The organism is Nostoc commune NIES-4072 (assembly GCF_003113895.1).
Classification (GTDB): domain Bacteria; phylum Cyanobacteriota; class Cyanobacteriia; order Cyanobacteriales; family Nostocaceae; genus Nostoc; species Nostoc commune.
The window spans coordinates 314,348-337,576 of the sequence record NZ_BDUD01000001.1 but is presented as its reverse complement, the minus strand read 5'-3'; the positions used below and the strand labels follow the sequence as shown (position 1 = coordinate 337,576).

General features: G+C 43.2%; 20 protein-coding genes and 1 riboswitch. Of the genes, 9 read left to right on the top strand and 11 right to left on the bottom strand.

Annotated features, from left to right (window positions below; translation table 11 throughout):
• Positions 1-325 precede the first annotated feature (325 nt).
• The 4 genes from CDC33_RS01475 to CDC33_RS01460 all read right to left on the bottom strand — a co-directional run bounded on the left by CDC33_RS01475 (position 326) and on the right by CDC33_RS01460 (position 5,495).
• On the bottom strand, positions 326-2,560 hold the full coding sequence (locus tag CDC33_RS01475) for a glycoside hydrolase family 57 protein (RefSeq protein WP_109006981.1): 2,235 nt from the start codon (positions 2,558-2,560) through the stop codon (positions 326-328).
• A gap of 77 nt (positions 2,561-2,637) precedes the next feature.
• The gene (locus CDC33_RS01470) at positions 2,638-2,874 is read right to left on the bottom strand and encodes a NifU family protein (RefSeq protein ID WP_109006980.1); all 237 of its coding nucleotides are present in this window, start codon (positions 2,872-2,874) and stop codon (positions 2,638-2,640) included.
• Positions 2,875-3,323: 449 nt separating this feature from the next.
• The gene (locus CDC33_RS01465) at positions 3,324-5,087 is read right to left on the bottom strand and encodes a sensor histidine kinase (RefSeq protein WP_109006979.1); all 1,764 of its coding nucleotides are present in this window, start codon (positions 5,085-5,087) and stop codon (positions 3,324-3,326) included.
• A 171-nt stretch (positions 5,088-5,258) separates the two neighbouring features.
• The gene (locus CDC33_RS01460; RefSeq protein ID WP_109006978.1) at positions 5,259-5,495 is read right to left on the bottom strand and encodes a hypothetical protein; all 237 of its coding nucleotides are present in this window, start codon (positions 5,493-5,495) and stop codon (positions 5,259-5,261) included.
• A gap of 597 nt (positions 5,496-6,092) precedes the next feature.
• On the opposite strand from CDC33_RS01460, the gene lepA reads away from it, so the two are divergent.
• The 3 genes from lepA to CDC33_RS01445 all read left to right on the top strand — a co-directional run bounded on the left by lepA (position 6,093) and on the right by CDC33_RS01445 (position 11,212).
• Positions 6,093-7,904: a translation elongation factor 4 gene (gene lepA / locus CDC33_RS01455; RefSeq protein WP_109006977.1), complete on the top strand. Its 1,812-nt coding sequence runs from the start codon at positions 6,093-6,095 to the stop codon at positions 7,902-7,904.
• 661 nt (positions 7,905-8,565) lie between these two features.
• Positions 8,566-9,753: a glycosyltransferase family 4 protein gene (locus CDC33_RS01450; RefSeq protein ID WP_109006976.1), complete on the top strand. Its 1,188-nt coding sequence runs from the start codon at positions 8,566-8,568 to the stop codon at positions 9,751-9,753.
• A 400-nt stretch (positions 9,754-10,153) separates the two neighbouring features.
• Positions 10,154-11,212, top strand: a complete 1,059-nt coding sequence (locus CDC33_RS01445; RefSeq protein ID WP_181373858.1) for a cyanophycinase — start codon at positions 10,154-10,156, stop codon at positions 11,210-11,212.
• 360 nt (positions 11,213-11,572) lie between these two features.
• Here CDC33_RS01445 and CDC33_RS01440 read toward each other — a convergent pair whose 3' ends face one another.
• Entirely contained in the window at positions 11,573-12,331 is a 759-nt protein-coding gene (locus CDC33_RS01440; protein WP_109006975.1) for an SDR family oxidoreductase, read from the bottom strand.
• A 529-nt stretch (positions 12,332-12,860) separates the two neighbouring features.
• On the opposite strand from CDC33_RS01440, the gene CDC33_RS01435 reads away from it, so the two are divergent.
• Positions 12,861-13,817, top strand: coding sequence for an aldo/keto reductase (locus tag CDC33_RS01435; protein ID WP_109006974.1), 957 nt, complete (start codon positions 12,861-12,863; stop codon positions 13,815-13,817).
• Here the strand turns inward: CDC33_RS01435 and CDC33_RS01430 are convergent.
• The 5 genes from CDC33_RS01430 to bcp form a co-directional block, all read right to left on the bottom strand.
• Positions 13,765-14,973 (bottom strand): cysteine desulfurase family protein, encoded by a 1,209-nt coding sequence (locus CDC33_RS01430; RefSeq protein WP_109006973.1) that lies wholly within the window; start codon positions 14,971-14,973, stop codon positions 13,765-13,767. The two genes, CDC33_RS01435 and CDC33_RS01430, sit on opposite strands and share 53 nt — an antisense overlap.
• 5 nt (positions 14,974-14,978) lie before the next feature.
• Complete coding sequence (locus CDC33_RS01425) at positions 14,979-15,605, bottom strand: type I restriction enzyme HsdR N-terminal domain-containing protein (protein WP_109006972.1); 627 nt, start codon at positions 15,603-15,605, stop codon at positions 14,979-14,981.
• A 24-nt stretch (positions 15,606-15,629) separates the two neighbouring features.
• On the bottom strand, positions 15,630-16,025 hold the full coding sequence (locus CDC33_RS01420; RefSeq protein ID WP_109006971.1) for a hypothetical protein: 396 nt from the start codon (positions 16,023-16,025) through the stop codon (positions 15,630-15,632).
• Positions 16,026-16,028: 3 nt separating this feature from the next.
• Positions 16,029-16,418 (bottom strand): hypothetical protein, encoded by a 390-nt coding sequence (locus CDC33_RS01415; protein WP_109006970.1) that lies wholly within the window; start codon positions 16,416-16,418, stop codon positions 16,029-16,031.
• Positions 16,419-16,485: 67 nt separating this feature from the next.
• A complete protein-coding gene (bcp, locus tag CDC33_RS01410) occupies positions 16,486-16,965 on the bottom strand; it encodes a thioredoxin-dependent thiol peroxidase (protein ID WP_109006969.1) in 480 nt (159 codons plus the stop codon).
• Between the two features lie 99 nt (positions 16,966-17,064).
• On the opposite strand from bcp, the gene CDC33_RS01405 reads away from it, so the two are divergent.
• The 5 genes from CDC33_RS01405 to CDC33_RS01385 all read left to right on the top strand — a co-directional run bounded on the left by CDC33_RS01405 (position 17,065) and on the right by CDC33_RS01385 (position 21,782).
• Complete coding sequence (locus tag CDC33_RS01405) at positions 17,065-17,961, top strand: FAD-binding domain-containing protein (RefSeq protein ID WP_109006968.1); 897 nt, start codon at positions 17,065-17,067, stop codon at positions 17,959-17,961.
• A 104-nt stretch (positions 17,962-18,065) separates the two neighbouring features.
• Positions 18,066-18,524 carry an adenine nucleotide alpha hydrolase family protein gene (locus tag CDC33_RS01400; protein WP_109006967.1) on the top strand — a complete coding sequence of 153 codons (459 nt, stop codon included), beginning with the start codon at positions 18,066-18,068 and terminating at the stop codon, positions 18,522-18,524.
• A gap of 139 nt (positions 18,525-18,663) precedes the next feature.
• Positions 18,664-18,753: riboswitch (adenosylcobalamin-variant (AdoCbl-variant) riboswitch) on the top strand.
• Entirely contained in the window at positions 18,740-20,275 is a 1,536-nt protein-coding gene (gene cobG, locus CDC33_RS01395) for a precorrin-3B synthase (RefSeq protein WP_181373857.1), read from the top strand. It overlaps the preceding riboswitch by 14 nt.
• Positions 20,276-20,448: 173 nt before the next feature.
• The gene (locus tag CDC33_RS01390) at positions 20,449-21,075 is read left to right on the top strand and encodes a precorrin-8X methylmutase (RefSeq protein WP_109006965.1); all 627 of its coding nucleotides are present in this window, start codon (positions 20,449-20,451) and stop codon (positions 21,073-21,075) included.
• A gap of 2 nt (positions 21,076-21,077) precedes the next feature.
• On the top strand, positions 21,078-21,782 hold the full coding sequence (locus tag CDC33_RS01385; RefSeq protein WP_109006964.1) for a precorrin-2 C(20)-methyltransferase: 705 nt from the start codon (positions 21,078-21,080) through the stop codon (positions 21,780-21,782).
• Positions 21,783-22,040: 258 nt separating this feature from the next.
• Here the strand turns inward: CDC33_RS01385 and CDC33_RS01380 are convergent, their stop codons facing one another.
• Complete coding sequence (locus CDC33_RS01380; RefSeq protein ID WP_109006963.1) at positions 22,041-23,228, bottom strand: transposase; 1,188 nt, start codon at positions 23,226-23,228, stop codon at positions 22,041-22,043.
• Between the last annotated feature and the right edge of the window lies 1 nt (position 23,229).

Below are 23,229 nucleotides of genomic sequence, written 5' to 3'. Positions count from 1 at the left end.
CGGTTCGTTCTCTTGTCCCTCATAACTAATGCGATAGACCAGTAGTGATCTATCGCATTAGTTATGAGGGATGAAAAAGTTCGTATTCAGGACTTTAGTCCTGAATTTTTAAGCACGCTTTGTGCTTACTACGAACTCCTCAAAATTAATAGGACAGACTACTACTGGTCTGTCCCATTAAATTTGAAGGGTTATAAAAGTTCGTAGTAAGGACTTTAGTCCTTGATTTGAGCGATAAATCGCTCACTACAAACCCTTCATAACTAATAGGACAGACTACTACAAGGAATTTTGTAAAGTGGTATAACACCAAATCTATTGAGTTCTAAGGCACTTCAATAGGAATCAAAGCATTTTCTGGTAAATAGTTGTAAAAACGTCCTTCATCTGCAAGCACCAAAATCAAGCGCAAAGGATAATCTGGCGGAACTTGCAAATCTGCCCACGGGACTGCCAACTCTAAACAATTATTTAAAGCTACTTGAGCGCGACTGAAACGGGGATGCCATTGATAATTATCTCCAGCTTCCCGAAATTGAATCGATTGCGTCAGCAAGTTAACTTCCAGAAGATGGTGGAAATGGTAATTAAGTGGGGCTGCATCTGGTACATCTGCCAAGGGAATTGGGCTGTTAACCATTGTTTTTTCTGGATAGAACCACAGCAAATTCAATTCTGCTGGAAAATCTTGCCCTGGTGCTGCGCCACTTTTAAAGTCCAGCCGCACATAGAAATTGAGGTGATCCACCCCATACCAAAGTCGCTGGATGACACTGCTATTGTGCATCGTCCCTCGCGCCCCACCGATTTCTATGCGTCCAGCTTTGTCCCAATCTTGTTCATCACCCCTACCATCAATGACGGGATGAATAAACCCTTGTGGAGTGTGGCTTCCCTGTGCTTGGTGGATTTCCACTGGTTGCTTGAGGTAGGGCGGTACAGGTTCATTTAATGCCTTGTAAATGCCAAACAGATGTTCTCGAAACAATTGATCGAAGATGGCATCCTGATTTGAGGAATGTCCTGCACCAAACCACCAAAACCAGTCTGAACCCTCTGCGGCATACAACGCTTCCCATGCTTCGGGGTTGTTTTCTTCCGTCGCTTCAGGATGACTTGCGAGCATAATCCTTGCTTCTGTCAAGTAATCCCAAGCACGATTTTTGGCGGGATCGCCGATCCAAGTAGTGAAACTGCCATCCACCCAAGAACCACTATGTAGTTGTCCTCCGGGAATGGTGGCTGTGGCTGGAAATTCTTCGAGAAATTCGGAGACAGTGACGAGTTTGAGGTGGGGTTCATCGCTTAAGCTTTGATATAAAGCTTCTAAGAAGGGTTTGCCATCTTGAGGATAAAATTCCCAGCAATTCTCCCCATCCAAGGCGATGGTAACTAGCCAAGGTTCTTCAGTTTGACTTTCTCTTTGCATTTTAGCGATCGCTTGCAAATGTCCCACTAAATCTGCTGCTGCCTTTTTTGCTGGCATTGCGCTATAAGTAAAGCCAATCAAATCTGATAATCTATGGTCACGAAACACAATTGACAAGTCACCCTCGGCGGTTTGCAGGCGATAGGGTCGATACAGCAGTTCTGGTTGCTGTACATTCCCTGCCCCATCCCGATGAAAAAAGTGTTTCAGCGTCCACCCTAAGACGGCTTCATCTGAGCATATCCACTTAAATCCTTGGTTGATAATATCTGGAAGGATTGCCGGACTTACTGATTGTTCCGAAGGCCACAAACCACGAGGTATCTGTCCAAAGCGGTCTTTATAAAAGTTCCAAGCTTTCCGCAAGTGGCGGGGAATATCTTCTGCCCACTGAAAACGCTGCTTAGGTAGTGTCATATTAGGCACAGCTACCCGACCAGAGTTAGTATCAGCCAGCAATGGCAAAATTGGGTGAGTGTAAGGCGTGGTGGTAACTTCTAACTGCCCCGCCTCTTGCATTTTGCGATGTTGGGGGATAATGCGGCTGAGGATTTCTCGCTGTTTGGAATAAATGCGCTGGCGATCGCTTAAAGTAAAATTCCGACCCTGTTTTAACCAAGTAGCAATTTCCGGGTCATCCCAAAACAGAGGATCGATCCAAGCTAAATTGTGCCAAGCTAGCAAATCGCTATAATCTGACAATTTCCAATTTGCTAAACACCAAGCTTGCCCTTTTTCCTGCCTTTGCTGGTACAACTCGGCATAACGGGGATGAGGATCAATTAGAGTATGGTGATTGGCATCGAAAAAGTGTTGGATAATAAATTCGCGCTGCTGCTGCGTCAGTTGTTCATCCGGTGTCAAACTGGCTGTGAGATAAGGGTCAAAAGCAGTACCAGCAATATAATCTTCGAGTTGCAATATCAGCGACGGAACTAAATTTACCGTTTGGTGTAACTTAGGATACCGCTCTAAGAGCAAGACCAAATCTAAATAATCTTTAGTCCCATGCAAACGTACCCAAGGAAGCCGGTACTGCTGACTCGGAGATAGCGCAGCGCCACTGCCAGGAGATTTGTACAGTGGCTGATGTTGATGCCAGATAAAAGCGATGTAGAGAGGATGGGACATAGAAATAGTTAGGAGTTAAGAATAAGGAGTTAGGAGTTGATTCAAACTCATAACTCCTAACTTCTAACTCCTAACTTTTACACCACTTGCTCAATTTCTGCAATTTCGGGAATCATTTCCTTTAAGCGGCGCTCAATACCCATTCTCAGAGTCATTGCAGAACTGGGGCAAGAACCACACGCACCTTGCAGGCGCAATTTTACAATAGGCCCTTCGAGTTCTACGAGTTCCACATTACCGCCATCAGACATAAGATAAGGGCGCATTTCATCTAAGACTGTTTCAACGTTTTCAGGTGTGAGTGTAAGTGTCATAGTTTTAGACCTGCTAAGTTAATGATGGGGATTGGGCATGGGGCATTGGGCATGGGGCATGGGGCATTGGGCATTGACTAATAATGATCTCTGTGCCAGATGCGCGGTTACTCATTAACCATTATCCAAAATTTTATTTTTCAGCTTTGTTAAATCGATCCTAAATCTAATTGCCGCTAGATTGTCAGATGTCAGTTTTGAATGACTTTTGACTAAACCACTGCTGGTTTTAGCAACTTGATATTAGATTAGCTGAACAATTTGTCGTGCAAGCCCTCCTACTCTACTTTAGCGGTTAAAGTCCTGAAGAGAACGCCAGGAGGTGAGGACAAGGAAATTTTTTTCCCAATACCCAATGCCCAATATGCTTAATTAAATAATAATTACTAAAAAACTTTAAACTTTAAAACTCAAAACCCAGTCCTGGTAATCATTCAAATGACCAATGACTAACATTCAGCACTACTTGTTGAGTCGCCATCATTGGATGAAACCATGACTGGTTGTTGATATAGTGGCACGGTGAATGTGACTGTTGAACCAAGTCCTTCGCCCAGACTATAAAAATGTACCTCGCCGCCCATTGCCTCCACTAGCTTTTGGGATATTGCCAATCCTAAACCTGTACCGCCGTAGTGGCGAGTGCGGGAACCATCCACCTGAGAGAATAATTGAAACAGTTTATCTTGTTTGTCTAAAGAAACACCAATACCAGTGTCTGCTACACGTACTTTCACCATGCCAGGAAACTGCTGATCTTGAAAGTTCGCCTTTTTGAGTACTAAATCGGCGCTAACGGTGACACCACCTTCATGGGTAAATTTGATGGCATTCCCTACCAAATTGAGCATCACTTGTAGCAACCGTTGATAGTTGCTTTGGACAATGATTTCATCGGAGGTAGGAGGCATTTGCATCTGGAAGCTGAGATTTCTCATTTCTGCTTGGGGACGCATGAAATTTTCGACATCATGGAATAGTTCATCTAGCTTGACTGGAGCATAAGCTAACTCCATTTTGCCAGCTTCGATTTTAGCGATGTCCAAAATGTCGTTGATAATATTCAGCAGATGTATCGATAATTGGTGAGCTTCTGACAAAAACTGATTTTGTTCTTCTGGATCATCTGCCATTCCTTCCAAGATCAGCTTCAAGAAGCCAATCATGCCGTTGAGGGGAGTCCGAATTTCATGGGATACATTAGCCAGAAACTCGCTTTTGAGACGGGAAGCTTCTTCGGCTTTTTGACGCGCTACTTCTAATTCTTCATATAAAGTAGCATGAGCGATCGCAGTTCCCAATTGATCTGCTGCTTCTTTTGCTAGTTCTAATTCTGATTCTGTTAATGTGTAGCATTCATCCTGCCAACTCAAGGCAACCAATCCATTGGCCTGGTCTTGATAGCAAGTTGCAATCACCAAAGTTTTCTGCTGCCCAGACTGTGCATATCCCGGCACTTGCATTACAACTGGTTCTAGGGTTGCCAAAGCTTGAGCAAAGGCAGGCTCTGAAGCTATATTTATTTCTAAGCCAAGCATTGATTTAAGTGCTGCCTGGTGATACTCAGCCTTCACCTCCACTTTTGAGCTAGAGGGCTGATAAGGACAAATAATACAGCGCTCTAGCCGCAGTGCTTTCCCTAAACTATCAACTGTTTGCTGCCAAATAATATCTAAATCCAACGTCCGCCGGATATTTCTGGTAATGCGATTTACCACTTTTTGGTGTTGCTGCGATCTTATTGCCACTTCTATTTGTGTGGGCGTTTTTGATGGCACAGGCACTTGTTTTTTGTTGAGTGTTGCTTGCACTAACCGTCCCATCACTAAAACTGTAGTGGCAGTCGTTCCCAAACTCGGCATAATTGGGCTAATTACCAATTCCAACTCAAATAATTCCTGCTGGTAGCTAAACCAACACTGAAACCTTTCTGGCACCAAACTTGTCAAAATTCGGTGCAATCGTTCCAAATAAGTAACTTTATCCACTGGGACAAAGGTTTGGGTCTGGTTCAGTTCATCAACTATTTTTTCGGTACTTAACCCCAGGAGTTCGCTATGCTGCCACCAAAAGGTCAGATAGTGCCCTGCTCCATCTTGCGTATACACCAACTCGGCTCCTAGAGTTGCTAATGAGCCATCAGTCTTGCTGGGAATAGATTCCAGGTTTTGGGAAAATACATTTGACAATTGGGAATTGGCAGTAATAGTCATTAATTGAGTTGGATAGACAAAGGGTATCCGACCGTAATTTTACTAAAGCTGCTCAAATTTATGCATAAATTCTTACAGCTTTTTCGTTTTTTATTGAGTATTTCTTGGTGATCTGAAACCCAGATTGGCAAACTTCACTTTTTAACTTGCATTGACAGCTGATTAATAGCGTCAATCATTCCATTCACCCCGAGGAGGAACGGGTTTACGCACAGGGGTACGCGTCAGTTCGTCATCTCTAAGGATTTCACCCCGCAACCACTGACGAATCGCCACCTCAATCACTTTACTTGGGTCATTGGTGAGATGCTGAATTTGCTCTAGTAGCTCGGAGTCCAAGCGGACAGCAATTTCTACCTTATCGGCTCGTGTGTTTTCCGCTTCGGTAGTTTTCTCTTGCATATTCATAGGTTTGATATACTCTGAATTGGTTTTGTCTAAAGCTTTGTAAAGTAGTTATATTCATAATTTGGGCTAATTTACTGAAAAATCTTCAACGGAATATTTACATAGTTCCCCGAAATAGCACCAAAGTAACAGCTTTAAGTTTTAAATCGCATTTTTCATATAACTTACTAGACAATGGCTTTAGAAGTTTTGCCGATAAATCAGTGACTATGGGTAATTACGAGTGGTAATTATCCATGATCCTTACATGATCCCTACATGTACTTATTTATATTTATTGTACGCTTCTAGTTGTTGAATACTAGCAGCGACAAATAGACTTTCATAATATTCTTAAAAGTCCACCTATTTAGATCAAAAGTTAAAGATGGGGTGAAGAGGGGAAGAGGGTAGGGGGTAGGGGGCAGGGGGCAGGGGGCAGGAGGCAGGGGCAGAATAATAACTCCTAACTTTTAACTCTTAACTTTTAACTCCTAACTCAGCACTCAGCACTCGTAACTCAGCACTAAAAACGGAGCGTCTTGGCTAAGAAAGCATTAAAATACATTAAGTAAATTGCTCTTTTAACTTTGGTTGCTGCTAAGGCAAAGATAGTATATGACTGACGTTCCCGCAGTTCGCATTCGCAATTTTTGTATTATTGCTCACATCGACCACGGGAAATCAACCCTCGCCGATCGCTTGCTACAAGCTACTGGCACTGTTGAAGACCGACAGATGAAGGAACAGTTTCTCGACAATATGGATTTGGAACGGGAGCGCGGCATTACAATTAAGCTGCAAGCTGCCCGGATGAATTACACAGCTAAGGATGGTCAACAGTATGTGCTGAACTTAATTGATACTCCTGGGCATGTGGATTTCTCTTATGAAGTCTCTCGCTCTCTTGTGGCTTGTGAAGGAGCGCTATTGGTAGTAGATGCGTCCCAAGGTGTGGAGGCGCAAACTTTGGCAAATGTGTATTTAGCGTTAGAGAATAACCTGGAAATTATCCCGGTTTTGAATAAAATCGATTTGCCTGGGGCAGAACCAGAACGAGTAATTGGCGAAATTGAAGAAATTATCGGTCTAGATTGCAGTGGTGCGATTCTTGCCTCTGCTAAAGAAGGAATTGGTATTGATGAGATTTTAGAAGCAGTTGTGGAGCGGATACCGCCACCGCCTAATACCATAAATGAACGCTTACGAGCGTTAATATTTGATAGCTATTACGACAGTTACCGGGGAGTAATTGTGTATTTCCGGGTGATGGATGGCACTGTGAAAAAAGGCGATCGCATCCATTTAATGGCATCTGGTAAAGAATTTGAAATTGATGAATTAGGCGTTCTTTCTCCCACTCAAAAGCAAGTTGATGAACTCCACGCTGGGGAAGTGGGCTATTTGGGAGCGGCAATTAAAGCTGTAGCTGATGCACGGGTAGGAGACACAATTACCCTCAGTAAGGCGAAAGCTGAATCACCCTTACCAGGTTATGCAGAAGCGAACCCGATGGTTTTTTGTGGGATGTTCCCCATTGATGCTGATCAATTTGAAGATTTGCGGGAAGCTTTAGAAAAACTCGAACTCAACGACGCAGCGCTGCATTACGAACCAGAAACTTCTAGCGCGATGGGGTTTGGCTTCCGTTGCGGGTTTTTGGGCTTGCTGCACATGGAAATTGTTCAGGAACGTCTAGAGCGGGAGTATAACCTAGATTTAATCATTACAGCCCCCTCGGTGGTTTATAAGGTGATTACCGTCAAAGGTGAGGAACTGTACATCGATAATCCTAGCCGCTTACCTTCTCCCAACGATCGCGAAAAAATTGAAGAACCCTACGTCCAAGTAGAGATGATTACGCCGGAAACTTATGTTGGCAGCTTGATGGAGTTGTCACAAAATCGCCGTGGCATCTTCAAAGATATGAAATATCTTGCCCAAGGACGAACCACCCTTACTTATGAGCTACCCTTGGCGGAAGTTGTAACTGACTTTTTTGATCAAATGAAGTCGCGATCGCGCGGTTACGCCAGTATGGAATATCACCTCATCGGCTACCGTGAAAATCCTCTGGTGAAGCTGGATATCATGATTAACGGCGATCCTGTGGATTCCTTGGCGATGATTGTCCACCGTGATAAAGCTTACAACGTCGGGCGGGCAATGGCAGAAAAACTCAAAGAACTAATTCCCCGCCATCAATTTAAAGTGCCAATTCAGGCATCTATTGGCAGTAAAGTTATCGCCAGCGAACACATCCCCGCCTTGCGGAAAGATGTGTTAGCCAAGTGCTACGGCGGTGACATCAGCCGGAAGAAGAAATTATTACAGAAGCAAGCAAAAGGTAAAAAGCGGATGAAATCTGTGGGTACTGTGGATGTACCACAGGAAGCCTTTATGGCAGTACTGCGCTTGGATCAAAACTGATTTAAGAGTGCTTAATGCTTGCGGCGACATCTCAAAGATCGAATAAATTCGTTCATTCGCTTATAGCCCCCGAATAGAATTTTTGGGGGCTTTACCATAACGTCTCGTAAGGACTAAAGTCCTGATAATCCTTGTTTCGAGCAATGAATCGCTCACTACGAACTAGGATTTTATTTTATGTTTAACAAAGTTTGGGGATACCAATTCGCAATGGGCAACTCTTAGAGACTAGGACTTACGCAAAAATTGCTAAAAAGCTTAATTTCTCGAACCGCCAAGACGCCAAGAGCGCCGAGAATTCGTAGAGTGTGCGTAAGTCCTAAGACGCTAGAAGCGAACGCCCCCTACGCTGTTTTCATGCCCAAAGGGCTGTACGCAATGACGCTCGTACCTCTCGTAGAGAAGCCAAGCAGCAAGGGCGCGATCAAGTTAGCCCTTACTGACACATGAGTTGCGAAGGGGATGCTAAATTGTTCTAATTACGAATTACACCTTGTTTGTTATCCCTATCCCACAGTTGATAACCTTTGATAAGCTTTAACAAAATAACTGTTAAAAAATCTCAAAATTTTAGTAAACATACTTACTATATTTGCCACCCTTGTATTTTTAGGTAAATGTAATTTTTTAGATATTTGTAAAGTGTCGGGGAATCTAGCAGATGAAGATACTGGTACTGAGTTGGGAGTTTCCACCAAGGATTATTGGGGGAATTGCGCGGCATGTAGCGGAATTGTACCCGGAACTGGTAAAGCTAGGACATGAAGTCCACTTAATTACAGCAGAATTTGGTCATGCGTCGATGTATGAAGTGGTTGAGGGAGTAAAGGTGCATCGAGTGCCAGTGGCACATAGTAATGACTTTTTCCACTGGGTAGTCAATCTCAACCTGAGTATGGGAGATCATGGTGGTAAGTTGATTTTAGAAGAAGGGCCTTTTGATTTAATTCATGCCCACGATTGGTTAGTAGGAGATGCTGCGATCGCTCTCAAGCATAATTTTAAAATACCACTAATTGCTACAATTCACGCTACAGAATACGGACGCTATAACGGTATTCACACAGATATTCAAGGTTATATAAATAGCAAAGAAACCTTGCTGGCTTACAACGCTTGGCGGATTATTGTTTGTAGCAACTATATGCGCCAAGAAGTAGAACGAGCGCTACACAGTCCTTGGGACAAAATCGATGTTATTTATAACGGTATCCGAGCCGAAAAGAAACAGCATAACGTAGATTTTCATGCTCTGAATTTTCGCCGCCAATTCGCCACAGACGATGAGCAAATAGTTTATTACCTTGGTCGCATGACTTACGAAAAGGGTGTACCTATATTGCTCAATGCCGCACCTAAGATCCTTTCGCAAATGGCAGGTAATGTTAAATTTGTAATTGTTGGTGGCGGCAATACTGACCATCTCAAGCGCCAAGCCTGGGATTTGGGAATTTGGCATCATTGCTATTTTACAGGTTTTCTCTCGGATCAATACTTAGACAGATTCCAAACTGTCGCTGACTGTGCCGTTTTTCCTAGTCTTTACGAACCTTTTGGAATTGTGGCTTTAGAAAGCTTTGCTTCTCGGGTTCCGGTAGTAGTTTCTGATACGGGTGGTTTTCCAGAAGTAGTGCAACATACCAAAACAGGCATTGTGACTTGGGTGAACAATCCCGATTCTTTAGCTTGGGGAATTTTGGAGGTTTTGAAAAATCCAGGGTATCGGCAATGGCTGGTGGATAACGCTTATGAGGATTTAAAGCGACGGTTTAGCTGGCCGAAATTAGCCAAGCAAACCGAAGAAGTATATCAGCGAGTTGTACAAGAGCGATCGCAAATTGCGTGGTAAGCATAGATCCCCGGCTTCTTGAAGAAGCCGGGGATCTAGAATTTTAAACAACACAAGCAATATAGAGATTTTCGCAGAGTAGAGCAGAGAATAAATGATTACTCCGCGTTATTTTGAGTTAACAAACAGTACAAGCCCTGTACGCTGGAAATTCTACCCTCTCTAGTGCCAGAGTTAAGCTAGTACGCGTTTAAGTTGCAGATTTTTTCGTTAAAACTGTCATTTGTCATAGGGCATGGGGCATGGGGCATGGGGCATGGGTGATTGGTTATTCACAAATGACAAATGACTAATGACTAATGACTAATGACCAATGACTAAGGACAATCCTCACGGATAAATAAGCAATTAAAGTGCGTAACAGCCTAGCAATAATTGCAGTTTGCTCTAGAAGCTTAGTATGACAAAGGCATTCCCAAGCATAGCAAGGCGCTTGAAAAATACAGGAATCAAGTTGTTGAAGATGGGAACCTTCCTAATAACCCGTTTTATTGCAAGCTGGAAACGCTACTTCCTGGGTGACACTATTGATGTCCGCCCCTCCCCCTCTGGCTCTCCCTCTTTCGACAATGCTAGACCCACCTTAGCAGGCCCAGTCCTTACCTTAGGTGGGGGTGGCCCCGATGTCGATGATGCAATCCAGTGGATGATCAATCAAGTTCGGGGAGGTAGTAACTCCGGCACTAGAGTTAATGTTGTAGTTCTCCGCACCAATGGTAATCACGATTACAATCGGCTGATTTATGCCATGAAGGGCGTAAACTCTGTGGAAACTCTTCTGATTCGTAATAGAGAAGAAGCAAACAAAGCTGAGATTTATGAAAAAATTAGAAATGCTGATGTAATTTTCTTTGCTGGCGGCGACCAATGTCAATACATCCGCAACTGGAAAGATACCAAGCTTGAGGCTGCCGTTAAGTCAGTTTACCTTAAGGGAGGTGGTATTGGTGGCACCAGTGCGGGTGCAATGATCCAAAGTGATTGTGTCTATGATGCTTGTGCTTCTTCTGAAAAAGGCATTGAAACTAGAGATGCACTCGATGATCCCTACCGAGACATTACTTTTACTTACAACTTTTTCAATTGGAGTAATTTGAAGGGAACCATTGTAGATACGCACTTCGACAGGCGGCAAAGAATGGGTCGAATTATGGCTTTCATTGCCCGTCAAATTAAGGACGGTGTAGCTAGCAGTGTTTTAGGCATAGCGGTTAGCGAAAGTACATCGGTTCTTGTGGATAAAAACGGTTTGGTGAAAGTTATGGGTAGGGGTGACGCGTACTTTGTACTTGGCAATCATATACCAGAAGTATGTGAACCCCGAAAGCCGTTGACCTTTTCTAATTACAAAATTTGGAAAGTTCGCAGTGGCGATACTTTTAATTTAAAAAACAGACCAACTTCTGGGTACTATCTCAGGAGTGTTAAAAGGGGACGGATTGATTCAAATCCCTATTAAATGGGGAGTGGGGAGTAGGGAGTAGGGAAAAGAGAACAAGGAGACAAGCTGGATGAACGGAGATAAAAGGTGGATTCATCCAGTTCAAAGACTCGTTAACGGAGTTCAAAGGTGGATTCATCCATAGGACTTACGCACACTCTACGAATTCTCGGCGCTCTTGGCGTCTTGGCGGTTCGAGAAATTAAGCTTTTTAGCAATTTTTGCGTAAGTCCTAATCCACTTCAAAGACTCGTTAACGGAGATAAAAGGTGGATTCATCCAGTTCAAAGGCTCATTAACGGAGATAAAAGGTGGATAAACCGAATTTTCTAACTCCTGCCCCCTGCCCCCTGCCCCCTGCCCCCTGCCCCCTACTTCCTACCAGGGAACCACGCCATCCTCATCAAAAAACCCTCCGCTAGAACCATCATCAGGTAAAGTGGCAAGTCTCACTGCTGCGATCGCTCCCTGCTCAACGGTGCGGTATCCTTGGTTTTGATTAATGTCTGTTGCTGTGAAGCCTGGGTCAGCAGCATTGATTTTAATTGGGGTATCTTTAAGTTCAGCAGCCAATAGAACTGTGATCGCATTTACTGCTGTCTTTGATGAGTTATAAGCGAGAAGCTTAGAATTAGCGAACTCATAATTTGGGTCAGAGTTTTGAGTTAGAGAACCTAAACCACTTGATATATTTACTATTCGCCCTGCTGTTGACTTCTTTAAGAGTGGCAACAGCGTTTTTGTAACTGCAAACACTCCAAATACATTTGTATCGTAAGTGTGTCGCAGTGTTTCAATATCAACTTGACTGGGTGGAAGGCGTAGTTTACCGCCGTAGGCATCGCCATCACTTAAGATTCCAGCATTGTTCACAAGGATGTCAAGTTTTCCAAATTCGCTCTCAATTTGTTTAGCCGCAGAGTCAATTGTTTTTTGGTCTGTGACATCAAGTTGAACTGATCGAGCATCGATCTCATTTGAACAAAGTTTATTCGCCGCTTCTTCACCACGTTTGATATCTCTTGCACCAACCAGAACAGTAGCGCCTCTAGAACCTAGTTGGCGTGCAATCTCATACCCGATACCTTTGTTTGCACCAGTGATTAGCGCAACTTTGCCTTTTAAATCTTCTGACATATTACTTCTCTATTTTGATAAACACTGATATCAATTTACAAAAATCCTGATACATGTAGATTTATTGTAGGGGCAAGGCGCAATGCCCATAGGTATCAACTTCACGTAAAAGCCATGTCCCGCAAGGAACTGAAGTTCCTTGCTAATAGCTAAAGTCTACTAAAGTAGACTAAAGATTTTTAGGAATATTTAGTCTACTTCAGTAGACTTTAGCTATTAGCCCTGAAATTTATTTCTGGGCGGGTGAGGAAGCTTTCAGTTAAGCTACTTTTAGCTTAAGTTGACACCTATAAGCATTGCCATGCCCCTATTTATCTTGTTAATTGAGATAATAGCTGGATTTACGCCGTGCTGTACTAATGTATAAGTAGTATATATCAACACAACCTTCAGAATTTAGTAATCCTACATAAGTAATGATTTGCTGTTGGGTTTTCAGTAGTAGTCATTCACACTTCAGATAGCGGTTGAGAAAATATTTGTAACCTAAACTAGCAATTGACTCAAAAATTCTTGGAGATATATAGATATGCAAACCAAACAGCTCGGTAATTCAGAGCTTCACATTACCCCAATCGGCTTTGGAGCCTGGGCGATCGGTGGAGGTGAATGGGCTTTTGGTTGGGGAGCGCAGGATGACCAGGAATCGATTGAAGCGATCGCTCGCGCTCTCGACCTCGGCGTTAATTGGATTGACACCGCAGCTATCTATGGTCTAGGACATTCGGAGGAAGTTGTTGCTAAGGCGCTCAAGGGTCGATCTAATCGCCCTTACATTTTCACTAAATGTTCAATGATTTGGGATGAAAAGGGCGAAATTAGTCGCAGTCTGAAGGCGGATTCTGTGCGGCGGGAAGTTGAAGCTAGTTTGCGCCGACTTGACATTGAAACCATTGATCTCTACCAAATCCACTGGCCTAACCCAGAGTCAGAAATTGAAGAAGGCTGGACGACTCTCTCCAAACTCAAGGATGAGGGTAAGGTTCGCTATATCGGGGTTTCAAACTTCAATGTAGAACAGTTAAAACGTATCCAAAAGATTGCACCAGTTACCTCATTGCAACCGCCTTATTCATTGGTTAAGCCTGATGTTGAAAAGGAAATTCTGCCTTTTTGTCAGGAAAACAACATCGGTGTAATTGTATATTCACCTATGCAATCGGGTTTACTTACAGGAAAGATGACACCTGAGCGAGTTGCCAATTTACCAGATAATGATTGGCGCAGGAATAGTAGTGAATTTCAGGAGCCACGTTTATCTCGTAATCTGAAGCTGGTAGAGCTGTTGCAGCATATTGGTGAACAACACGATCGCTCCCCCGGTGAGGTGGCGATCGCTTGGACTTTAAACAATCCGGCGGTGACAGCTGCGATCGTTGGCGCACGCAATCCTAAGCAGGTGGAAGGAATCATCGCTGCTGGGGAATTTCGCCTCAATCAGCAGGAACTAGATCAGATTGCTGCTTTTCTTGGCGAGAATCCATAAAGGAGGTTTTGCGTAAGCTTTGAATGGTAGCGATCGCATGTTTCGCCACAATATCAATTTCCTCTTGGGTATTAAACCGGCCAATCCCAAACCGCACTGAGGCATAAGCTAGCTGTTGGGGGTTTCCCAGTGCTGTCAGAACATGGGAAGGTGCAGTACTTGCTGATGAGCAAGCAGAACCAGAAGAAATCGCCATTACTGGCTGCAATCCTAGCAAAAGTGCGGCTCCATCCACCCTCTCAACGCTGATATTCAAGTTTCCCGCCAATCGCTCTTGAGGGTGTCCGTTGAGATGAATTCCTTCAAGTTGGGAAAGCTGCGACCACAAGCTTTGTCTTAACTGAGTAAGGCGTTGGTTTTCTGTTGCTTGTTCAGCCAAAGCGATTTCTACAGCTTTCCCAAAGCCGACGATTTGCGGTGTATACAATGTCCCAGACCGCATCCCCCGTTCATGTCCGCCGCCGTGCTGCTGGGGGGCTAGTTGCACTCTGCGATCGCGCCTGCGGACGTACAGCGCCCCAATGCCTTTTGGCCCATATACCTTGTGTGCAGTTAGCGACATCAAGTCAATTTTCATCGCTTGCACATTTAGGGGAATTTTACCAATAGCTTGGGCTGCATCGGTGTGGAAAATGATGTTGTAAGCATGGCATAGTTCCCCAATTTCGGCTATTGGCTGTAAAACGCCAATTTCGTTATTTGCAGCCATCACCGAAACCAAAATCGTCTCAGGACGGAAAGCTTTGTTTAACTCATTTAAATCAATCAGTCCATCTTTTTTAACTGGGAGAATAGTAATTTCAAAACCGAGAGTTTTTAAATAATTACAAGGGTCAATTACTGCACTATGTTCAGTGGCAACAGTAATAATATGCTGACCTTTTTTAAAATAAGCTTCAGCAACACCTTTAATAGCTAAATTATTTGCTTCTGTTGCACCACTGGTAAAAACAATTTCTTCTGGAGTGGCGTTAATTCCTGCTGCTAAAATCTCTCGCGTTTGCTTAATAGCAGCTTCTGCTTCCCAACCGTAAACATGACCAATACTAGATGGGTTGCCAAACTTTTCTGTAAAGTAGGGGAGCATCGCTGCTAATACCCGTTCATCTACGGCTGTAGTAGCGTGGCAATCAAGGTATATAGGACGAATAGACATAATTATTAACTCAAACTTTGACTCAAATTTTTTAATACACTTAGAACTTGATACAATTCACTTTTTCGTTTCAAAAGTGTAAATTGGTCAGAAATAGCATACTTTGGCTGATTTTGTTTGGTAAGTTTCAAGAAAATAAAATCACTACCATTTGTTACTAATCCAAAAGTAGGTTTGTCTTGATTAGGATTAGCCAACATATAAACAAGTGCTTGAGGTACGGCTTCTAAAAGAGAAAAGCTAGACCTTTTAGATTCAATTACTAACAACCAGAATTGTTCTTGAATAACTAAAACATCAATTCTACCCCTAATGATTTCTCCTTCATCTTCCGCAGAAATTTCTATTGATTCCTCACCTCTCATATAAAAAGGTTCATCATAAAATCCAGCTAAATTGAGTAAAGGAGATAAAATTACTAATTTTACCGTTTCTTCCGACAATGGAGGACGCTTGACTAAGCGGAGAAAATGAAGTTTTATTCTGTCTAAATCTTGCTTTTCTAAATCTGTAATTTCCGGTAAAGTTTCAAACCATTCTGTGAAGAATGCCTCATCTTCGGCTAGCTGTAGACTAAATTTTTCCTCCAAATAGGCAAGCCCGACATTGTGTGCTTGGATAAATTGAACCATAATTTATGCAACTCTATATACTATCTAAACAAAACCTAGTTTTGTTTGGCATAACCCTAATAATTCTTGTGCTGAGTAGACTTTTTGACTTGAATTATAGACAATACAAGACCATTTTTTGGCAAACTGACACGCAAACTCTAGCGCTAGTTGCTCACTTCCTGAAGTTTTGCTGACATCAAGTAGAATGTGAGTCTGAGGTTTAGCTGTAAGCTTCTGGGTTATGAGTTCAATTTCATCAGGATTAAAATTTTTTAATTCAGTGTTATCTAAAACAATCCAAACATGAGTATTGTCTCTAGAAATACGTCCATCATATACATTATCTGGATGTAGTAATACTCCAGAATATTGCAGAAAACTCAAAAAGTCTCCTGGTTTAATCTCAGCACTAGAAATTAGAGAAATGGGTTCTGGCATCGGTTATGCTCCTAGTATGGATAATAATTCTAATAATTCCTCTTGACTGCAAACTACATAACTGCCTGTAGCGATGATATCTTGAGTCGGAGTAAATTTATAATTGGGTGCATAGAGAATAACTGGCTTGTTCAAGGGATTCAAATCAGAGTTTGATATCAACTTTTGAACTTGCTTCAACTTTCGAGCAGTTTGGGTTGTTACTTCGATGATAGCGTTACTGGTTTCCACATCGATTTCACCGACTTCGCCATTTAGACCTACTGTTTTATTAAAACTAACTAAATCAAATCCTGCCTGGATGATAGCATTAGCGACTTTGCCTTCCAGAACTTTTTGAGGATTAGCTGAGTTCAGTGCATTGGCGATCGCTTGCTCAAATAAGCTGCTCACATCCTGCTTTATTACTATAAATATGATTCACGTAGCATTGCTGTAACTATACCTGCATTCAGTCGCGTTATGTGGTTGCTAATTCCCGTAATTTAGTTAAAACTGCCAGAGCATGACCTTTAGTTTTCACATTCGGCCAAGCATAGACAATCATTTTATCAGGTGAAATTAAAAAAGTTGAGCGAGCAACACCCATATATTCTTTGCCCATAAATTTTTTTAAGCGCCAAGCACCGTAGGCTTCTGTCAAAATATGTTCTGGGTCACTCAAGAGGGTGATTGACAAGTTATGTTTGCTGATAAATTTACAATGAGACTTACCCAAATCGGGACTCACGCCTAAGATTTTCGCTCCCAGTGCGCTGAAGTCTTGATACAACTCGGTGAAATCTTTGGCTTCGGTGGTACAACCGGGTGTGTCATCTTTGGGGTAGAAGTAGAGAACAACCCACTGGCTGCTGAGGTCGTCGAGAGTGACTGCATTGCCATTTTGGTCAGGGATGGAGAAATCTGGTGCTGGTTGTCCGACTTGGGGAATGTTGCTCATGATGGAAGTGTGAGAGATTGCGACCGCTTTAGAATTGTACATAGATTAAGCCATGCCTGCGGCGGGCTATGCCTACCTACCTATTTATATTTGTTTAGAATGTCTAAAGATATGCAACGCGAATTTACCAACCGCGATGAGTTGGTAGCCTACCTCCGCGAACAATTCCCTGATGCGGCGCAACGCGATGACCACATCAGCGAAACTCTGGGGGGACGCAAAGCGGCAGAGAAAGCGCTGCAAAAAATCGATGCAGTAAGCTACGCGCAAACACGTAATTTTTTCGCGGGTGCAGTCACGCGACTTTCGCCTTACATTCGTTATGGCGTTTTGAGTTTGCGAGAAATTCGAGATTATGTCCTTGAACGGGTACAGCACCAAAATGATGCTACAAAACTAATTAACGAGTTAGGCTGGCGCGACTATTGGCAACGGTTGTATGTCAAGTTAGGGGATGGAATCTGGAAAGACCAGGAAGAGTACAAAACTGGTTACACTGCGGCTGAATATGCACCCGAATTGCCGCAAGATGTTATACAAGGAACCACAGGTAGGGTTTGCATCGACAGTTTTAGCCGTGATTTGAAAGAAACTGGCTATCTACATAACCACGCCCGAATGTGGCTAGCAGCTTACATTGTCCATTGGCTGCGTATTCGTTGGCAAGCAGGAGCTAAATGGTTTCTCGAACACCTATTAGATGGAGATCCTGCTAGTAATAATATGTCATGGCAGTGGGTTGCCAGCACCTTTAGTCAGAAACCGTATTTTTTTAATCGTGAGAACTTAGAACGCTACACCAAAGGCATTTATTGCCAGAAATGTCCCCTTTACGGTCATTGTGATTTTGAAGGCAGCTATGAAGAATTAGAACAGCGACTTTTTCCTAAAGGGGAATTTAGCAAACAAGCCAATAGCCAAAGTTGGCAGCGTGGAAAGAAAGGGAAAGGGAGCAGGGGGAGTACGGGAGGACAAGGGGGACAAGGAAGAGAATAATAACTCTTGATTAATGACTAATGACTAATGACCAATGACTAATGACCAATGACTAATGACTAATGACCAATGACTAATGACTAATGACCAATGACCAATGACTAATGACTAAACCAATTGTTTGGGTACATGGAGATTGCCTCAGTCCATACAACCCTGTATTACAAAAATATCCCGATGCGCCAGCTATCTGGGTTTGGGACGAGGCTTTGATAAATGAATGGCAACTAAGTCTCAAACGCATCACTTTTATTTACGAATGCTTGCTAGAGTTACCCGTTGTTATCCGTCGTGGCGATGTGGCACTGGAAATTTTAGCTTTTGCTAAAGAACATGATGCAAATTTAATTGTCACAGCTAACAGTCCCAGTCCCCGATTTGATGATATCTGCAATCAAATGGAGGGTTCTATAGCGGTGGAAGTGCTAGAAGTAGAACCATTTTTTGACTATGATGGCTATATTGACCTCAAGCGGTTCTCGCGCTATTGGAAAGTGGCTCAAAATTATGTTTTTCGTTCAAATCTGTCCCTTTCTGACTCAGAAAAAGACAGTTTTGTGTAGTAAAACCAGCGAGAAGTCTTTTTATTAAACTAATTAGGCGGTTACTATATGAGCCATCGAATTCACGCTTTTGGGCGTGGATAGGTTGATTCAAAATATGAAGCATTAAAGTTTCTGACTACGTTCTCGTGCTAAATTACTAAGGCTTGGAGTTGGGAAACTCCGGTGAAATTCCGGGACTGTGCCGCAGCTGTGATGGGATTGCCCAAGTCAGAATGCCAACTCTCAAGATGTCGTCAAGACACACTCACCGTCTACTCCCTGCGTTGCACGGGGAAGGAGTTCCAAGTTTGGTTTCTGGATTTGCCACTTGTCCTGGCTTGTTTTATGCTACACCCGCCGCCGATGGTATGTTATCTCGCATTAGAATACCAGGTGGAATTATTAGTAGTCAGCAGTGCCGTGCGATCGCAGATATAGCAGAACAGCACGGTGGCGGCTATGTAGATGTGACTAATCGAGCTAACCTACAAGTCCGTGAAATCCGCACGGGGATAAATGCTGAGGTTCTGAAACATCTACAAGATATAGGATTGGGTTCTCGTAATCCTGTTGTAGACCACATCCGTAATATTATGACCAGCCCAACTGCTGGCATCGACTTGCTAGAATTAATCGACACCCGCCCTTTTGTCCAAAGTTGGGATGATTATATTGCTGCACATCCGGCGCTTTCGGGACTGTCGGCAAAATTTAGCGTTTGCTTTGATGGTGGTGGGATAATTCGGGTGTGCGATCGCTTGAATGATATCCTATTTGCTGCTGTCTTATTTGACGGTAATGTTTATTTCCGCATCTATCTCAGTGTCGGCGCAAAAGGTCAACCGCCCAGCGATATGGGAATTTTGTTACCACCAGAGAAATGTTTGCCCGTCTTGGCAGCTTTGGCGGATGTTTATCTAGCTCATAGTAATACTACAAGTAAGCGTCGGCTACGTCTCTTAGAGTTATTGAATACTTTAGGTTGTGAAAATTATCTTCAGGAAGTTCAGCAGCGTCTACCTTTTTCTCTTTTATGCAGTCACCTAACCCCCAATCTATTAGGGAAAAGGGAGGAATTCTCTACTCTTTTGCAAGGAGAGGGAAAGTATCAACATATTGGCATCCATCCCCAACGTCAGAAAGGCTTATTTTACATTGGTGTCGTCTTACCCCTTGGACGATTGGAGAGTAACCAAATACGGGGTTTAGCAGATTTAGCGACGAAATACGGTAGCGGTACTCTTCGGTTAACCCCCTGGCAAAATTTGCTGCTAACAGATATTCCTCAGCAATGGGTTGCTGATGTCCAAACTGAAATTGCTTTCTTAGGATTAGATGCCTCAGCAACTAATATCAAGAGTGCATTAGTTGCCTGTTCTGGAAAAAAGGGTTGCACCGCCTCTGCCACGGACACCAAAAGTCATGCATTAGCATTAGCAGAGTATCTTGAAACTCGCGTTACTCTCGATTGCCCTGTCAATATCCACTTTACTGGCTGCGAAAAATCCTGCGCCCAGCATAGCAAGAGTGATATTACTCTGCTAGGTGTCAGCATTGAGGATGACACTGGAACTGTGGAAGGGTATCACGTTTATGTTGGTGACAGCACGCAGAAATTTGGACGGCAAATATATCAATATGTGACTTTTGCTGAACTACCTGCATTAATAGAGCGGATGCTAGATATATATAAAATTCAACGCTTGAATCAGAATGAATCCTTTAGGGAATTTAGCAATCGATGTGCGATCGCTCAATTACAACTGTAGGACTTACGCAAAAAGCGCTAAAAAGCTTAATTTCTCGAACCGCCAAGACGCCAAGAACGCCAAGAATCGTAGAGTTTGCGTAAGTCCTAAACTGTAATTCAATAAACGCTTAGATTCCCTTCTGCCTGCTGAACAAGTCAATCCAAAATTTAAAATCCAAAATCTAAAATTGAATGCCCGACTACATCCGAGATGCCAACGAAATTTACCGCAATTCTTTTGCAATCATCCGGTCAGAAGCGAACCTAAATGTGTTGCCACCAGATGTAGCAAAAGTTGCTGTGCGTCTCATTCACGCCTGTGGAATGACGGATATTGTCACTGACTTGGGATATTCACCAACAGCAGTACAATCTGCAAGGGCAGCATTAGCAGCAGGAGCGCCAATTCTGTGCGATTGCCGGATGGTTGCCGATGGCGTTACTAGGCGGCGGTTGTCTGCAAACAATCAAGTTATTTGTACCCTCAACGAGCCGGAAGTGCCAGAAATTGCCCAGCGTCTGGGTACTACCAGGTCGGCGGCAGCTTTAGAATTATGGCGATCGCACCTGGAAGGATCGGTGATTGCAATCGGTAATGCGCCCACAGCACTATTCCGGCTATTAGAAATGCTCGATGAAGGAGTGCCGAAACCTGCTATTATCTTAGGCTTTCCAGTGGGGTTTGTCGGTGCAGCCGAATCGAAAGCCGCATTGGCAGCAGATAGCAGTAATGTACCATTTTTAACCTTACATGGTCGGCGCGGTGGGAGTGCGATCGCAGCCGCAGCAGTTAACGCCCTGGCAACGGAGGAAGAATGAATATGGAAACCAAAGGTCGTCTTTATGGAATTGGTGTCGGCCCAGGCGATCCCGAACTATTGACTCTGAAAGCACTGCGGTTATTACGTGCGGCTCCTGTGGTAGCTTATCAATCAGCCACAGATAAAGAAAGTATTGCGAGAGCGATCGTCGCGCAGTATTTACCTGGTAATCAAATCGAGGTATTGTTTCACCTCCCCCGCGCTTTCGAACCAGAAAAGGCCAAGTCTATTTATGATAAAGAGATTGAACCAATCGCCAACCATTTAGCAGCCGGTCGGGATGTCGTGGTGCTATGCGAGGGCGATCCATTTTTCTATGGTTCGTTCATGTACGTGTTCACGCGGTTATGTGACCAGTACGAAACAGAAGTTGTCCCCGGAGTTTCTTCGCTGATGGCTTGTCCGGTAGCCTTGGGTGTACCTTTCACCTACTACACCGATATCCTTACAGTCTTACCCGCGCCATTGCCAGCAGAAGAACTGACTACCCATCTGCTGATGACCGACGCAGCAGCAATTATGAAGCTAGGTCGTCACTTTACCAAAGTACGAGATATTCTGCATAAATTAGGGCTAGCATCACGAGCAAGATATATTGAGCGGGCATCAACATCACAACAACGCATCATACCCCTGGATGAAGTTGATCCAGATGAAGTACCCTATTTCTCGATGATTGTGATTCCAACTAAGAATCGACTATAAACCTGTCAAAAGAGGCAAGGGGGCAGGGGGAAAAACTGAGATGGAGCTTGTACTCCGCCCCAGTTCAAGTTTGGAGACTTCCAGAAAATAAATTATCCAATTTACTCAGATCATATTTTTCTTTCTCCCCCAGCAAGAACTGCTCCCTGCTCACAAGTGTAGGTTTTTTACAATCAGATCTAGAAAGAGGTAAGACTTGGAAGACTTGGGGGGAAAGTAGACAAGGAAGCTTTTTTACGCCAGAACCATTCATTGAGATTAGGAAGTATTGGCAGCAGCAGCAGATGTACTGTGGTAGGGTTGTGGAAACAAACCAGTTAAAGAAATAGCCTTGCCGTTAAGTAAGTCAGCAAGAATATGAATTAAACCTTGAAGAAAACAAGAAATCTTACAAACAGTTTTTTTGGGAATATCTTGTTTTTTGTCCAGATGATTTGGAGAAAGTTCTTTCGATAAATTATTTAGGTAATGTGGCTCTATATCAGTGCCAATTGTTATAGTCCAAAGGGTAGCTACAGCCATAGCTAACCATACCCTTTCGGCTCTATTTGGTTCTCGTAAACGAGTTTTATGCCACTGCCAACCATCACTTTTGATATCCCGATAACTACACTCAATCCAAGAACGTAAAGAATACCAGAGAGCATCCCCTTGTTGGGGTAGTAAATCCGTGACAATTAACCAAGGATCTTTGTAACCTTCATCCCAACGGGCAAGTATTGTGCAATTGAGTGGATTAGTTTTAAAACAGGTGACTATTCCAGACCAACTCGTCCCTGTTTTTTGTACTAGTTTATCTAAAAACTGCCATTCGGTCTCTCCTCTAATTTGATATGTTCCAGTATAATTAATTCGTAAAAAAGGATGCCAATTCAAAGCACAAATTGTGTCAAACAACCAGTCAGCATAGAGTCCTCTATCTGCTGAAACAACGACTTGCATTTCCGGAGGAACAACATCTTTCAATGATTGGAATAATTGCTGCCAATGAGGTTTCCAAGCTCCTTTTTCTGTTCCTTTGACAATTTTCCAAGCTACAGGAATGCCGCAACCCCGATAGAGAACATGAACAGAAAGAACCGTGAAGTGTTGTCCAATATTAGTGCTATCTACCGCAAGAGGAAGCCATTTTTCTTCACTGTTCCACATACTCAAAATCCATTGGAGTAGAGGAGCAAAGCACTTAGTTACATCTATAGCAGTTCTTTTTTTTCCTGTTTTGGCATCTGCTTCTTGATACCATTCTTTTAGTCTTTGTCGAACTGCATTAGTGTTCTCTTGATTAAGCCTGCCGATAAATTCTGAGACTCTGGTTAGACTACTTGAGCCTGTCATCACTATCCCAAAGCTCCAAGTGGCTAAACCTGCTACTTCTGGCAAAGATAGATCAGGGAAATGATAACTAACAATTTTCGCCCATTCTTTGAGATACTTATTCTTTAGCATT

What these genes read in the sequence shown, in the direction of transcription:
- CDC33_RS01390 (WP_109006965.1), top strand. Translation starts at nt 20,449, where the DNA reads ATGCCCGACTACATCCGAGATGCCAACGAAATTTACCGCAATTCTTTT.
- CDC33_RS01430 (WP_109006973.1), bottom strand. Translation starts at nt 14,973, where the DNA reads ATGTCTATTCGTCCTATATACCTTGATTGCCACGCTACTACAGCCGTA.
- CDC33_RS01385 (WP_109006964.1), top strand. Translation starts at nt 21,078, where the DNA reads ATGGAAACCAAAGGTCGTCTTTATGGAATTGGTGTCGGCCCAGGCGAT.
- CDC33_RS01425 (WP_109006972.1), bottom strand. Translation starts at nt 15,605, where the DNA reads ATGGTTCAATTTATCCAAGCACACAATGTCGGGCTTGCCTATTTGGAG.
- CDC33_RS01465 (WP_109006979.1), bottom strand. Translation starts at nt 5,087, where the DNA reads ATGACTATTACTGCCAATTCCCAATTGTCAAATGTATTTTCCCAAAAC.
- CDC33_RS01435 (WP_109006974.1), top strand. Translation starts at nt 12,861, where the DNA reads ATGCAAACCAAACAGCTCGGTAATTCAGAGCTTCACATTACCCCAATC.
- CDC33_RS01420 (WP_109006971.1), bottom strand. Translation starts at nt 16,025, where the DNA reads ATGCCAGAACCCATTTCTCTAATTTCTAGTGCTGAGATTAAACCAGGA.
- bcp (WP_109006969.1), bottom strand. Translation starts at nt 16,965, where the DNA reads ATGAGCAACATTCCCCAAGTCGGACAACCAGCACCAGATTTCTCCATC.
- CDC33_RS01470 (WP_109006980.1), bottom strand. Translation starts at nt 2,874, where the DNA reads ATGACACTTACACTCACACCTGAAAACGTTGAAACAGTCTTAGATGAA.
- CDC33_RS01475 (WP_109006981.1), bottom strand. Translation starts at nt 2,560, where the DNA reads ATGTCCCATCCTCTCTACATCGCTTTTATCTGGCATCAACATCAGCCA.
- CDC33_RS01440 (WP_109006975.1), bottom strand. Translation starts at nt 12,331, where the DNA reads ATGTCAGAAGATTTAAAAGGCAAAGTTGCGCTAATCACTGGTGCAAAC.
- CDC33_RS01445 (WP_181373858.1), top strand. Translation starts at nt 10,154, where the DNA reads ATGACAAAGGCATTCCCAAGCATAGCAAGGCGCTTGAAAAATACAGGA.
- CDC33_RS01400 (WP_109006967.1), top strand. Translation starts at nt 18,066, where the DNA reads ATGACTAAACCAATTGTTTGGGTACATGGAGATTGCCTCAGTCCATAC.
- CDC33_RS01405 (WP_109006968.1), top strand. Translation starts at nt 17,065, where the DNA reads ATGTCTAAAGATATGCAACGCGAATTTACCAACCGCGATGAGTTGGTA.
- CDC33_RS01460 (WP_109006978.1), bottom strand. Translation starts at nt 5,495, where the DNA reads ATGAATATGCAAGAGAAAACTACCGAAGCGGAAAACACACGAGCCGAT.
- cobG (WP_181373857.1), top strand. Translation starts at nt 18,740, where the DNA reads ATGCCAACTCTCAAGATGTCGTCAAGACACACTCACCGTCTACTCCCT.
- lepA (WP_109006977.1), top strand. Translation starts at nt 6,093, where the DNA reads ATGACTGACGTTCCCGCAGTTCGCATTCGCAATTTTTGTATTATTGCT.
- CDC33_RS01450 (WP_109006976.1), top strand. Translation starts at nt 8,566, where the DNA reads ATGAAGATACTGGTACTGAGTTGGGAGTTTCCACCAAGGATTATTGGG.
- CDC33_RS01380 (WP_109006963.1), bottom strand. Translation starts at nt 23,228, where the DNA reads ATGCTAAAGAATAAGTATCTCAAAGAATGGGCGAAAATTGTTAGTTAT.